Source organism: Streptomyces sp. NPDC029044, from assembly GCF_040637495.1.
Classification (GTDB): domain Bacteria; phylum Actinomycetota; class Actinomycetes; order Streptomycetales; family Streptomycetaceae; genus Streptomyces.
Genome location: NZ_JBEZWN010000010.1, coordinates 157,972 through 170,733, shown reverse-complemented (window position 1 = coordinate 170,733; position 12,762 = coordinate 157,972). Strand labels below are relative to the sequence as shown.

At 68.7% G+C, this 12,762-nt stretch carries 14 protein-coding genes; 10 read left to right on the top strand and 4 right to left on the bottom strand.

Going from position 1 to position 12,762, the window contains the following annotated elements; translation table 11 throughout:
* Window positions 1-10: 10 nt before the first annotated feature.
* Both AB0E85_RS12320 and mqnP read left to right on the top strand, forming a co-directional pair.
* Window positions 11-1,462 carry a menaquinone biosynthesis decarboxylase gene (locus AB0E85_RS12320; RefSeq protein ID WP_361925307.1) on the top strand — a complete coding sequence of 484 codons (1,452 nt, stop codon included), beginning with the start codon at window positions 11-13 and terminating at the stop codon, window positions 1,460-1,462.
* On the top strand, window positions 1,459-2,361 hold the full coding sequence (gene mqnP, locus AB0E85_RS12315) for a menaquinone biosynthesis prenyltransferase MqnP (RefSeq protein WP_361925305.1): 903 nt from the start codon (window positions 1,459-1,461) through the stop codon (window positions 2,359-2,361). Before AB0E85_RS12320 ends, mqnP begins: the two co-directional genes overlap by 4 nt.
* A 14-nt stretch (window positions 2,362-2,375) precedes the next feature.
* Here the strand turns inward: mqnP and AB0E85_RS12310 are convergent, their stop codons facing one another.
* The 3 genes from AB0E85_RS12310 to AB0E85_RS12300 all read right to left on the bottom strand — a co-directional run bounded on the left by AB0E85_RS12310 (window position 2,376) and on the right by AB0E85_RS12300 (window position 5,112).
* The gene (locus AB0E85_RS12310) at window positions 2,376-2,882 is read right to left on the bottom strand and encodes a hypothetical protein (RefSeq protein ID WP_361925303.1); all 507 of its coding nucleotides are present in this window, start codon (window positions 2,880-2,882) and stop codon (window positions 2,376-2,378) included.
* Window positions 2,883-2,952: 70 nt separating this feature from the next.
* The gene (locus AB0E85_RS12305; protein WP_361925301.1) at window positions 2,953-4,359 is read right to left on the bottom strand and encodes a S1 family peptidase; all 1,407 of its coding nucleotides are present in this window, start codon (window positions 4,357-4,359) and stop codon (window positions 2,953-2,955) included.
* Between the two features lie 141 nt (window positions 4,360-4,500).
* A complete protein-coding gene (locus tag AB0E85_RS12300) occupies window positions 4,501-5,112 on the bottom strand; it encodes a rhomboid family intramembrane serine protease (protein ID WP_361925299.1) in 612 nt (203 codons plus the stop codon).
* 115 nt (window positions 5,113-5,227) lie between these two features.
* Here AB0E85_RS12300 and AB0E85_RS12295 point away from each other — a divergent pair, with 115 nt between their 5' ends.
* The 5 genes from AB0E85_RS12295 (at window position 5,228) to AB0E85_RS12275 (ending at window position 8,873) form a co-directional block, all read left to right on the top strand.
* Window positions 5,228-5,890, top strand: coding sequence for a UbiX family flavin prenyltransferase (locus AB0E85_RS12295; RefSeq protein WP_361925297.1), 663 nt, complete (start codon window positions 5,228-5,230; stop codon window positions 5,888-5,890).
* A 57-nt stretch (window positions 5,891-5,947) separates the two neighbouring features.
* Complete coding sequence (locus tag AB0E85_RS12290; protein WP_033314055.1) at window positions 5,948-6,403, top strand: Lrp/AsnC family transcriptional regulator; 456 nt, start codon at window positions 5,948-5,950, stop codon at window positions 6,401-6,403.
* Window positions 6,404-6,448: 45 nt separating this feature from the next.
* A complete protein-coding gene (gene mqnE, locus AB0E85_RS12285) occupies window positions 6,449-7,612 on the top strand; it encodes an aminofutalosine synthase MqnE (protein WP_361925294.1) in 1,164 nt (387 codons plus the stop codon).
* Between the two features lie 69 nt (window positions 7,613-7,681).
* Entirely contained in the window at window positions 7,682-8,332 is a 651-nt protein-coding gene (locus AB0E85_RS12280; protein WP_361925292.1) for a UdgX family uracil-DNA binding protein, read from the top strand.
* Between the two features lie 16 nt (window positions 8,333-8,348).
* A complete protein-coding gene (locus AB0E85_RS12275) occupies window positions 8,349-8,873 on the top strand; it encodes a GNAT family N-acetyltransferase (RefSeq protein ID WP_361925290.1) in 525 nt (174 codons plus the stop codon).
* 6 nt (window positions 8,874-8,879) lie between these two features.
* Here the strand turns inward: AB0E85_RS12275 and AB0E85_RS12270 are convergent, their stop codons facing one another.
* Entirely contained in the window at window positions 8,880-10,508 is a 1,629-nt protein-coding gene (locus tag AB0E85_RS12270; RefSeq protein ID WP_361925288.1) for an IS200/IS605 family accessory protein TnpB-related protein, read from the bottom strand.
* A gap of 280 nt (window positions 10,509-10,788) precedes the next feature.
* Between AB0E85_RS12270 and AB0E85_RS12265 the strand changes: the two genes are divergently transcribed.
* The 3 genes from AB0E85_RS12265 (at window position 10,789) to AB0E85_RS12255 (ending at window position 12,705) form a co-directional block, all read left to right on the top strand.
* Window positions 10,789-11,088 (top strand): DUF4229 domain-containing protein, encoded by a 300-nt coding sequence (locus AB0E85_RS12265; protein WP_361925286.1) that lies wholly within the window; start codon window positions 10,789-10,791, stop codon window positions 11,086-11,088.
* A 140-nt stretch (window positions 11,089-11,228) separates the two neighbouring features.
* A complete protein-coding gene (locus AB0E85_RS12260) occupies window positions 11,229-11,330 on the top strand; it encodes a putative leader peptide (protein WP_311774604.1) in 102 nt (33 codons plus the stop codon).
* 64 nt (window positions 11,331-11,394) lie between these two features.
* Window positions 11,395-12,705 (top strand): dicarboxylate/amino acid:cation symporter, encoded by a 1,311-nt coding sequence (locus AB0E85_RS12255; RefSeq protein ID WP_361925284.1) that lies wholly within the window; start codon window positions 11,395-11,397, stop codon window positions 12,703-12,705.
* Window positions 12,706-12,762: the final 57 nt, after the last annotated feature.

The following is a 12,762-nucleotide window of genomic DNA, read 5'->3' as shown; positions in this document are numbered from 1 at the left end:
ACTTGACCCCATGGCTTACGACGATCTTCGCTCCCTGCTCAGGGCGCTGGAGCGCGAGGGCGACCTCAAGCGCATCAAGGCCGAGGTGGACCCGTACCTGGAGGTCGGGGAGATCGTCGACCGGGTGCAGAAGTCCGGCGGCCCCGCCCTGCTCTTCGAGAACGTGCGCGGGTCGAGCATGCCCCTCGCGATGAACGTGTTCGGCACGGACCGGCGGCTGCTGAAGGCCCTGGGCCTGAAGTCCTACGCCGAGATCACCGAGCGGATCGGCGGGCTGCTGAAGCCCGAGCTGCCGCACGGCTTCGTCGGCGTCCGGGAGGCCTTCGGCAAGCTCGGCGCGATGACGCACGTGCCGCCGAAGAAGGTGAAGGACGGCCCGGTCCACGAGGTCGTCCTGACCGGGGACGACGTCGACCTCGACCGGCTGCCGGCTCTCTTCACCTGGCCGAAGGACGGCGGGTCGTTCTTCAACCTGGGGCTGACCCACACCAAGGACCCGGAGAGCGGCGTCCGCAACCTCGGGCTGTACCGGCTCCAGCGGCACGACAAGCGCACCATCGGCATGCACTGGCAGATCCACAAGGACAGCCGGAACCACTACCAGGTGGCCGCGCGCAGGGGTGAGCGGCTGCCCGTCGCGATCGCCTTCGGGTGCCCGCCCGCCGTGACGTACGCCTCCACCGCCCCGCTGCCCGGGGACATCGACGAGTACCTGTTCGCCGGGTTCCTCGCGGGCAAGCGGATCGAGATGGTCGACTGCAAGACCGTGCCGCTCCAGGTGCCGGCGCAGGCCGAGGTCGTGATCGAGGGCTGGCTGGAGCCGGGCGAGATGCTGCCCGAGGGGCCCTTCGGCGACCACACCGGCTTCTACACGCCGCAGGAGCCCTTCCCCGCGCTGAAGATCGACTGCATCACGATGCGGAAGCGGCCGCTGCTCCAGTCGATCGTCGTGGGCCGCCCGCCGACGGAGGACGGGCCGCTGGGCCGCGCGACGGAACGCTTCTTCCTGCCGCTGCTGAAGATCATCGTGCCGGACATCGTGGACTACCACCTGCCGGAGGCGGGCGGCTTCCACAACTGCGCGATCGTCTCGATCGACAAGAAGTACCCGAAGCACGCGCAGAAGGTCATGCACGCCATCTGGGGCGCGCACATGATGTCGCTGACCAAACTGATCGTGGTCGTCGACTCCGACTGCGACGTGCACGATCTGCACGAGGTCGCCTGGCGGGCGCTGGGCAACACGGACTACGCCCGGGATCTGAGCATCGTCGAGGGCCCCGTCGACCATCTCGACCACGCCTCTTACCAGCAGTTCTGGGGCGGCAAGGCCGGCATCGACGCGACGAAGAAGTGGCCCGAGGAGGGCTACACCCGCGACGGCGGCTGGCCGGACATGGTCGAGTCGGACCCGGAGACGGCGGCGAAGGTGGACCGCCGCTGGAAGGAGTACGGGCTGTGACCTCCGCTTCCGCCGCCATCCCCCAGCCGGGACGCACCAAGGCGTTCCTGCGGCTGGTGATGATCGAGCACTCGGTCTTCGCGCTGCCCTTCGCCTACATCGCCGCGCTCACCGCGATGTTCCAGTGGGACAAGAACATCCACTGGGGCAAGCTGCTGCTCGTCACCGTCTGCATGGTGGGGCTGCGCACGTTCGCGATGGCGGTCAACCGGATCATCGACCGGGAGATCGACGCCCGCAATCCGCGCACGGCGCAGCGTGAGCTGGTGACGGGCGCCATGTCGGTGAAGCACGCCTGGACGGGCGCGCTGATCGCCCTCGCCGTCTTCCTCGGCGCGGCCGCCCTGCTCAACCCGCTGTGCCTGGCGCTGGCCCCCATCGCGGTGATCCCGATGGTGGTCTACCCGTACGGCAAGCGGTTCACGAACTTCCCGCAGGCCATCCTCGGACTCGCCCAGGCCATGGGCCCGGTCGGCGGCTGGCTGGCGATCACCGGCTCCTGGTCCTGGGACGCGGTGATCCTCGGTCTCGCCGTCGGGATCTGGATCGGCGGCTTCGACCTGATCTACGCGTGCCAGGACGTGGAGACCGACCGCGAGATCGGCGTCATGTCCGTCCCGGCGCGGTTCGGCATCCCGTCGGCGATCTGGGGCGCCCGTGTCTGCCACGCCCTCACCACGGCCCTGTTCGTCTGGTACGGCCTCGCCACCGACGCCGGCGCCTTCTTCTGGCTGGGCCTGCTGATCGTCGCCGGCGCCTTCCTCTACGAGCACTCGATCGTGCGCCCCCACGACCTCTCCCGGGTGAACCGCGCCTTCTTCAGCGTCAACGGCTTCATCGGCATCGCGCTGTTCGGGTGCGCGCTGCTGGATCTGCTGGTGCGGGGGCTGACCGTCTGATCAGCGGTCGCGGCTCACTTCGTGAAGGAGCCCGCGCCGAAGACGATGAACCCGTCCTCGGCGCGGCAGGCGGGGTCGATGCCGGAGGCGCGCGCCCTCTCGTCGTCGGCCTTCCAGTAGCTGCCGCCGGCGTGGACGGTGTCGCCTTCCAGGACGGTTCCGAAGCCAGGCACCCGCACGCCCCGTTTGCCGCCGTTCAGGACCGGCTCGGCGCCCTTGGGCCAGACCGGCGTGGCGGTGAACGCCTCTTCCGCACGTTTGCCGCTCACCACGAGACACTTGCTGTCCGCCTTGTAGGCGAGGCGCCCGCTCACGGCCATCCCCGGAGACACCGCCAGATCGTGAACGATGATCTTCGGGTCGGAATCGACGAAAGACAGCTTTTCGTCACTGGGGATGGAAACCCGCTCTGTGCTTTCGGTGGCTGATTTCACCGGTTCCGCACTCCCGCCGGAGCTGCCGCAGGCCGAAATGGCCAGCACGCCCACGGAAAGGAAGAGAACGGCCTTCATCGACTTCATCAGGGCAACCTTTTCACGCACATGATCGGGACGGGTTATGACTCCCCGTCCCGATCATCTCATTCGTCAACTACCGCGTCCACACGTCGTATCCGCGGTTCTGGAAGAGGTATGCCGGAGTGAACAGGCACCGCTGCGTACCGCCGTCATTGACGAGTCCGGTGTGAATGCCGTAGGCGGTTCCGCCGTAGTACCAGGGGCCGCCGCTGTCGCCGGGCTTGCAGGCGCTTCCCTTCATGACGACCATGTGCTTGAGATTTCCGACCGTCACATTGCGGTACTTGACGGTGCTGCACGTCTTCCCCGACGTTCTGCCGAACTTGCAGATCGAGGTGCCCACGGCCGGCATGGCGCCGCGCGAGTCCGCATACCGGGCGCTGTTGGTCTTCTGGTAGAAGGTCCGGGTGCTGGCCTTGTTGCCCTTGGTGGTGTAGCCGAGATCGCCGTTTCCGCCCTGGTGGCTCCAGACCGTCTTGACGCCGGTGGAGCCGCCGTGGGTGCTGTGGTTGGAGTACGTCTGGGAGGCGCCCTCCGTGCAGTGCCCGGCCGTGCCGAGCCGCTTGGTGTTGCTGGATATCGCCTTCAGGTTGAACCCGGCCGTACAGCCGACGGACAGATAGCCGCCTCCCCGGATGTATCCGTCCTGCTTCTCGTAGGAGGCGTTGTCCACCACCTTCACCGTGACCCGGATCCCGTCGGTGTCGACGGTGGAGGCGACGCGCTCACGCAGCGCGGCCGAACGCGCGGCACTCTTCGGGGCCGCCGGGTCCAGTTGGACCTGGACCGTGACCTCGCCCGCCCTGACGTCGTAGTAGCTGATCGCCTGGTCGACGTCCCGCTGGGTGAGGGCGTCCGTGTGGGCGCTCTCCTGGGCCGCTGCGAGTTCGGCCTCGGAGAAGCCCCGGTTGCTGACCACCTCGGCGGCGGCCGGCAGCCCGTCGGCGAGCTTCAACGCCTCGGCGGGAGCCTCACCCTTGAAGGCGAACCATGCGCCCTCCGCGGTCTTCTCCGCGCCGGCGAACTCACCCGGGTAGGACGTCTCCAGCTTTTCGGCGATCTCGGTGAACTGATCCTGCCATCCGTGCTGGTCGATGGCGGCCGCGAGCGGAATTTCGCCCTCCGCCGCCATGGCCTGGATGTCCTCCAGCTCTCCCGCGGTCAGGTCGTCCACCATGACGTCCGGCGTGTCCACCGGTCCGTCGGGCTGGCTTTCCGGCGCGGGTTCCGTGGCGGACGCGGCCTTGGCGAGATAGGAATCCAAAGCCTTGTCCAGGGATATCCCCTGCTCTTCCGCGGTCTGCTTGATTCCGTCGAGGACGGGCCGGTCAACGCCCGTACCGCTCTCGGAGTTCAAGAAGACCGACTGCTCCGGCGCGCTCCCGGATTCCGCCGCCATGGCCTGCGGAACGAGGACGAGCGAACCCGTCAGCGCCGAAACCGCGGCGACGACAGCGAGACGACGCCGGTTTTCCCCCATGTTCTGACGCAACTACTTCCCCCTGGTTCAGTTGTCACGTGATCGCAACGAAGCAATTTTTGCCACTTTGCGATTACTTGACGTGAACCTATCACGAACATCCGTCCGATTAGGGGATTTTTTTCGGACATGCAATTTCGGTCACGGCATCGGTCTGACGGACCCCGGAGTCTCAACCGGGCGGCGGAACACGTACGCCGCCGCCACCCCCGCCAGCAGGCCCAGCAGGTGGCCCTGCCAGCTGACGCCCGTCTGCGTCGGGGCCAGGCCCGCCAGGATCGAGCCGCCCCAGACCGCGGCGACCAGGACGCCCGCCAGGACGCCCCAGGGACGGCGCTCGACGAAGCCGCTGACCAGAAGGAAGCCGAAGAGGCCGAAGATCACGCCGGAGGCGCCCGCGGTGTTGGTGCGGTCCGGGGCTATGAGCCAGACGCCCAGGCCGTCGACGACGATGATCAGCGCGCAGACGAGCAGGAACCGGCGCAGGCCGGCGAGCGCGGCGAGGAAGCCCAGGAGCAGCAGCGGCACGGTGTTCGCCGCCAGATGGGCGAAGCCGAAGTGGATGAAGGACGAGGGGACGACATCGACCAGCTCGGACGGATCACGCGGGCTGACGCCGAAGCCGTCCAGCGCGTGGCCCGTCGCCACGTCGACCACTTCCAGCAGCCACAGCAGCGCGACCCAGGCGAGCATCAGCTTGCCCGCGGCCAGCGCACGGTCGCTGTTCGACCACCCGGCGCGCGTATCCGACATGGCGACCCCCAGTGCTCGCTCGTCCCCTCCGTGCAACGGCCCGCACCCCTTGGCCGGTTCCCACCCTGCGGCGCCGGATAGGCTCGGTGTTGTGAACCCAGTCAAGCCAGGCGAGATGCCGCGTACGCCTTGGATCGTAGGGGTGTCCGGGGCTTCCGGCACCCCGTATGCCGCTGCCGTGCTGCGGGCTCTTCTGGACGCCGGCGAGAGCGTCGATCTCGTGGTGTCCCGGGCGTCCCGGCTGACCCTGCTGGACGAGACCGGGATCTCCTTCCGGGACGCCCACTGGCAGGCCGACCTGCGGGAATGGCTGTCCCGGGGCGCCGACGGCAAGCCGGACACCTTCGCCGTCGACATCGGCGCCGTACGGCACTGGAGCGCCGGCGACCTGGCCGCCGGGCCCTCCTCGGGGTCGTACCCCACCAAGGGCATGCTCATCGTGCCCGCCTCGACGGCGAGCGTGGCCGGGGTCGCGCTCGGCCTGTCGAAGGACCTGCTCCAGCGGGCGGCGAGCGTCACCCTCAAGGAGGGGCGCAAGCTGATCGTGGCCGTGCGCGAGACCCCGCTGAACGGCCAGACCCTGCGCCACCTGGTCACCCTCGACGACGCGGGTGCGACGGTCGTGCCCGCCTCACCCGCCTTCTACGCGGGCGCGACACACATCCAGGACCTGGTGGACTTCGTCGCCGGACGCGTACTCGACGCTGCGGGCGTGCCGCACCGGCTCTACCGCCGTTGGCAAGGTGAACTCGGCGGCGGAGCGCACCGCGACGGCTGAGCAGCACCCGAACCTCATCGGACTCAACGACAACTTCAGCGGAAGGCTTCGATCGCAATGGACGCGGTGGACAGGCAGCTCATCCAGGCCCTGAGGGAGAACGGCCGGGCCTCCTACGCGGAGCTGGGACGCCTCGTCGGACTGTCGGGACCCAGTGTCACCGACCGCATCAACCGGCTGGAGGCCGCCGGGGTCATCACCGGCTACCGGGCCACCGTCGACGCCGCCTCGCTCGGCCTCGGCGTCACCGCCCTGATCGGCATCTCACTGTCCGACGCCACCGACCACGAGGACGTGGCGCAGCGGCTGAAGGACCTCTCGGAGATCGAGGACTGCTGGTTCATCGCGGGCGACGACTCGTACATGCTCAAGGTGCGGGCGGCGGACGTCGACGGTCTGGAGAAGATGATCCGGCGGCTCAGCGGGATCGAGGGCGTCTCCCGCACGCGGACGACGATCGTGCTCTCCACGAAGTGGGAGAACCGGGTCGGGGAGCTGCCCGAAGAGGAGTAGAGCGGTAGCCGTACGGTTGGGACGTCGTCGTAGAAAGGTGTGGGCATGGATCTCGGGCTCAAGCGCGAGCTGGAGGAGAAGGTCAGGGCGGGTGTCCGCCTGACCCGTGAGGACGGCATCGCGCTGTACGAGTCGGACGACCTGGCCTGGCTCGGCGGCCTCGCGCACGAGGTGCGCACCCGCAAGAACGGCGACGTCGTGCACTTCAACGTCAACCGGCACCTCAACATGACGAACGTGTGCACGGCCTCCTGCGCGTACTGCTCCTTCCAGCGCAAGCCGGGGGAGAAGGACGCGTACACGATGCGCATCGAGGAGGCCGTGAAGCTCGCGAAGGCGATGGAGTCGGAGAACCTCACCGAGCTGCACATCGTCAACGGGCTGCACCCGAACCTGCCGTGGCGGTACTACCCGCGGTCGCTGCGGGAGCTGAAGGCGGCGCTGCCGGACGTGTCGCTGAAGGCGTTCACGGCCACGGAGATCCACCACTTCGAGACCATCTCGGGGATGAGCGCCTCGGAGATCCTCGACGAGCTGATCGACGCCGGCCTGGAGTCCCTCACCGGTGGTGGCGCCGAGATCTTCGACTGGGAGGTCCGGCAGCACATCGTGGACCACCGCACCCACTGGGAGGACTGGTCCCGGATCCACCGGCTCGCGCACGAGAAGGGCCTGAAGACCCCGTGCACGATGCTGTACGGGCACATCGAGGAGCCGCGGCACCGCGTGGACCACGTGCTGCGGCTGCGTGAGCTCCAGGACGAGACCGGTGGCTTCCAGGTCTTCATCCCGCTGCGGTACCAGCACGACTTCGTCGACATGCAGGACGGCAAGGTGCGCAATCGCCTCCAGGCGCGGACGCAGATGGCGACGGGGGCGGAGGCGCTGAAGACCTTCGCGGTGTCGCGGCTGCTGTTCGACAACGTGCCGCACGTGAAGGTGTTCTGGGTGATGCACGGGGTGCAGACGGCTCAGCTCGCGCTTCAGCACGGTGCGGACGACATGGACGGGTCGGTCGTCGAGTACAAGATCACGCATGACGCGGACAACTACGGGACGCCGAACAAGCTGACGCGTGAGGATCTGCTCGATCTGATCCGGGATGCCGGGTTCCGGCCGGTGGAGCGGAACACCAGGTACGAGATCATCCGTGAGTACGAGGGTCCTGACCCGGAGCGTCGCGAATCGCCGCAGCCCATGCGGGTGTGATTGCGGCTTTCGGTGCGTGGGGGCTGGTCGCGCAGTTCCCCGCGCCCCTGGGTGGGGTACTCGCAGGGCATGGTCAGGACCTCGGCACCTGAGGATGCCTATACCGCTGAGCCCTTTCTTCCCGGTCGCGGCGGGCTCACCGCCCTGCGGCGGGCCGCCGCGGACTGTCGGGGATGTCCCCTGCACCGGGACGCCACCCAGACGGTGTTCGGGGCCGGTGACACGGACGCCCGGGTCATGCTCCTGGGGGAGCAGCCCGGGGACCAGGAGGACCGGCAGGGGAAGCCGTTCGTCGGGCCCGCCGGGAAGCTGCTGGACCGGGCCCTGGAGGAGGCCGGCATCGACCCCTCCGAGGCCTATGTCACCAACGCCGTGAAGCACTTCAAGTTCACGCAGGCCGAGCCCCGCAAGCGGCGGATCCACAAGGCTCCCAGCCTGCGGGAGATGACCGCGTGCGGGCCCTGGCTGGCCGCGGAGCTCGCGGTCGTGGAGCCGGAGCTGATCGTCGTGCTGGGGGCCACCGCCGGGAAGGCGCTGCTGGGGTCCTCGTTCCGGGTCACGCAGGTGCGCGGGACGGTGCTGGAGGAGGAGATCCACGGACGGCCGGAGCGGCTGGTGCCGACCGTGCATCCCTCCTCGGTGCTGCGGTCGGACGACCGGGAGGCGGCGTACCGGGGACTGGTGTCGGACCTGAAAGTGGCGGCCGACGCCCTGGCGTAATAGCTACCATTCCGACATGCCCCTTACCCTCACGCTCGAACCCGCCGTCACCCCCGAGCTGCGTGACGGTCTGCTCGATCTGTGGACCGATGTCTCCAACGCCGGAGGGGCCGTCGGGTACGTGCCACCGGTGACGCGGGAGGAGATCCGCCCCGCGCTGGTGCAGCACTTCGCCGCGATGGCGGACGGCCGGGTCAAGCTCCTCGTCGGGCACGACGAGGAGGGGCGGGTCGCGGCCACCGCCTTCCTGACCTTCAACACACACCACCTGATGACGCACTGGCTGTGGCTGTACACGGTGATGGTGCACCCGAGGCACCAGGGCAAGGGCTGGGGCCGGGAGCTGCTGCGCGCCGCCGCGGACACGGCCCGTGTGATGGACGGGATCGAGGCGATCCGGCTGACCTGCCGCGGCGGACTCGGCCTTGAGCGGTTCTACGAGGCCTGCGGCTACAAGGAGGTCGGGCGGATCCCCGGGGCGATCCGGGTGGCACCGGGGGACGACCGCGAGGACGTCATCATGCTGCTGCCCCTCGTCTGACCGTTACTAAAGACTGAGCGGGAGTGAGTCCTGTTGCCAGGGCTCATGCTCAGCCGGACATCCCGAACGGTGTTGGGTGTCCTGGTTGCCCGCTTTCGCTTCGCGTCCGGCGTGCACGGATCGTGTCCGTGGTCCGGGAATGCGGGGGCGGGGTTCCTCACGCCCCGGGATCCCAGACCTGGCCTGGACGGTCCGATGCCCCTGCTCATCGCTCCGGTGAGCAGGGGGCGGTGCCGTCCGTCGCCTGATCGGGTGCCCCAGGGCGCGCCTGCCGATCGCCACGGCGGCCGCGTCGTGGCGGGTGGGTTTGCGGTGTGGGCTGGTGAGGGGTTTGTGCCAGTGCTGGGCGCCCCAGCGGCTGGTGTAGGCGGGGTCGACGGCGACGATGGTGATGCCGAGTTCGGCCGCCATCGACACCAGCCGGGCCCGCAGCCGGGCGGTGGGCATGCCGGAGATCAGCTTGCGGAAGCCTTTGCGGCGGCCGTGCTTCTCGCGGGTCTTCTCCGCGGTGAAGGCGAGGTCTTCGACCGCGATCGCAAGGCCATGCCGCCTGGCGAAGTGCAGCAGGCGGATCAGGGCGTGGCGGAGTTGGGCGTCGCGATGGGCGGCGGTGCCGGACAGGTCGTAGTCGAAGCGGAGGGGCTGGCCGACGGGGTTGCCGTGTGGGTCCAGGCGCCAGGCGGCCAGGTGGTCGGCGTTGGTGTCGACGCCGACCAGCCCGCGGGTGCGGGCCGTGGCCAGGGGCACGGTCTTGACCGGGGAATTCGTCCAGGACGCGGTCAGGTACCAGCGCCCGCGGATGGTGTCTTCGTGGATGCGGTAGGCGACGGCCCGGTTGGCCTGGATGCGGTCGGCCCACTGCGCACCGCGATGCGCGAACGCCACCGTCGAGGCGAGCACATACCGGCCGTGCGGGGCGTTCGCCAGATACGCCAACGGCGCGGGAAGCTTGATCGAAACCTCGCCGTCTGGCGTGACGCGGATCGTCTCGTTGCCGAACCGCTTCCCCGACTCGCCATCAGCCGTAAGGAACCGGCGCCCGGCCCGCCACCGCGCACGCCACTGCTCCTCGCTCAGCTGCGCGGTCTCCAGGTGATGGCGAGTGTTCAGCAGCCGCTTCCCGCCCCGCACCACACCCACGCGCCCGGCCTCCCAGTCCGACCGCGCCGCGTCGAGCCTGTCGGTCAGCACGTGCAGGCGGCGCGTTTTGGCAAACCACTCCCGCCTGCTGCGGTAGCCGCCCGGAGCCCGTCCGCGGCCCGCCTGGCCGACCGGCAGGGACAGCCGGTGCGCGATCGTGCGCACCCCCGCATCCAGGCTCTGGATGTGTGCGAGCTGACCACGTCGGGCCAGCGCCCACTGATCATGGGAGGCCTTCGTGATGCTGCCCGCCCAACGGGAGGACGACTCCACCGTCAGGGCCCGCTTGCGCTCGGCCCACAGCTCGGCGTCGTGCTCCAAGCCGGCCACGCAACGCGCCTTCAGATCCCGCGAGGCCACCGTGCCCAGATGGTCACCCACCAGGCGCAGCACGCGTTCGTCCTCGGCACTCAGGTGCTTGAGCCGGTCACGGACCGCGATCCCGGAAGGGCCGGGCACCACGAACGGCGCTCCGATCTTGCGCAGGCCGCTCAAACCCCTCACCCCCGTCCCGCGCCGGTTGACCCATCCCTCAGCGCGTTCAACGACCCCCATCCGAGAAGGTCACGCATTCGACAGGGGAACTGTCGTTCACGCGCAGGAGGTCGCACCGTCCGCAGCCCGGACACTCACTCATGCGCACCTGAACACGCCTATGCACAGTCAGCCGCCAGCAGTTCACAACCCCCGTGCAAGATCGGCCCCTCGGCGTGCTTCACTGGACGGTGCCCCTTTGGGTGCGTTCCGACCGTTCGAACCGGAAGAGTGGATTGAGATGCTCCGCTACACGCTGATGCGCCTCGGAATCTTCGTGGGCTGCCTCGTGGTCGTCTGGGGCGCCGTCTACTCCGGGATCGCCCCGCGCGGGCTCGGCAGCAGCAACGGCTTGTGGATCGTGGCCCTCGCCCTGATCGTCTCCGCGCCGATCAGTCTGGTCGTGCTGCGCAAGGAGCGGGACCGGGCGTCGGTCCAGGTCGCGCAGCGGGTCGACCGGATGAAGGCCAACCTGGACGCGAACCGCAGCCAGGAGGACGTGGCCGACGACACCGCCAGGGCCCAGGGGCAGACCTCGTAAGGTCCCTCACACGCGTTCCGGCGCCCCGTTTCCGTACATGCTCGGAAACGGGGCGCTTTGCGTTGTATGGGTGTGTGTGCGTCGTCACCTGTCAAAGCCAGGCTTTGGGGTGCCTAAAGTTCAGGTGTTAAGGTCGTTGTATGAAGTCAGCAGTCGCGCCCCACTCGCCTCTGAGCGCTCCGCTCGTGGCGCGGCTGCACGTGGATCTCTGTCGGTGCGCGTCCGCTTTCTGTCGTCCCTGACGTAACGCAACCCCCGTCGTCTCCCACGTCAGTTCCCCCTCGCGTCCCCCAACGGAGTCAGTCCGTGTCCTCACGTCTGAAATTCTTCAAGGTGCCCTTCTGGGCCCAGATACTCGCCGGTCTCGTCCTGGGTGTGTTCCTCGGCTGGCTCGCCCGCAACCAGGATCTTTCCTGGCTGGTCACGACCCTGGAGAAGGTCGGCGACACCTTCATCGGCCTGCTGAAGCTGGCCGTCGCCCCGCTCGTCTTCTTCGCGATCCTGGTCTCGATCACCAACCTGCGGAAGGTCAACAACGCGGCCCGCCTGGCCTCGCGCACCCTCCTCTGGTTCATGATCACGTCGCTGATCGCGGTGAGCATCGGCCTGATCATCGGCCTGGTCACCAACCCGGGCGCCGGTACCGGCCTCACGCCCAAGGACGGCGCGAAGCCCGAGACCACCGGTTCCTGGATCGACTTCCTGACCGGCATCGTCCCGACCGACGTCATCACGCCGTTCACCGAGCTGAACGTGCTCCAGATCGTCTTCATGGCCGCCGTCGCCGGTATCGCCGCACTCCAGCTCGGCGAGAAGGCCCAGCCGATCCTCACCCTGAGCGAGTCCGTCCTCAGCCTGCTCCAGAAGGCGCTGTGGTGGGTCATCCGGCTCGCCCCGCTCGGCACGATCGGCCTCATCGGCCACGCCATCGCCACCTACGGCTGGGACCTGATCGGCAAGTACGCGACGTTCACCGCCGACATCTACATCGGCTGCCTCATCGTGATGTTCGGCGTCTACCCGACGCTGCTCGCGACCGTCGCCAAGACCAACCCGGTCCAGTTCTTCAAGGGCGCCTGGCCCGCGATCCAGCTGGCGTTCGTCTCCCGCTCCTCCGTGGGCACCATGCCGCTGACGCAGAAGGTCACCGAGCGGCTCGGCGTGCCGAAGGAGTACGCCTCCTTCGCGGTGCCGTTCGGCGCGACGACCAAGATGGACGGCTGCGCCGCGGTCTACCCGGCCATCGCCGCGATCTTCGTCGCGCAGATCTTCGACATCCAGCTGGGCGTCGGCGACTACCTGCTGATCGCGTTCGTCTCGGTGGTCGGCTCCGCCGCCACGGCCGGCCTCACCGGCGCGACGGTCATGCTGACCCTCACCCTGTCCACCCTCGGCCTGCCGATGGAGGGCGTGGGCCTGCTCCTCGCGATCGACCCGATCCTGGACATGATCCGCACCGCGACCAATGTCGCCGGGCAGGCGCTGATCCCGGTGCTGGTCTCCGCCCGCGAGAACCTGCTCGACCGCGACGCCTATGCCACGGCCGACGGTTCCTCCCTGGACGAGCCGCTCGACGAGCCCCGCGACAAGGCCGAGCCGGTCCCCGCGACCGCCTGACGGCCGGCCGGTGTCACGAGCTGAACGGGCCCCCTGGGCGGTCCTTCCCCGGTTCAC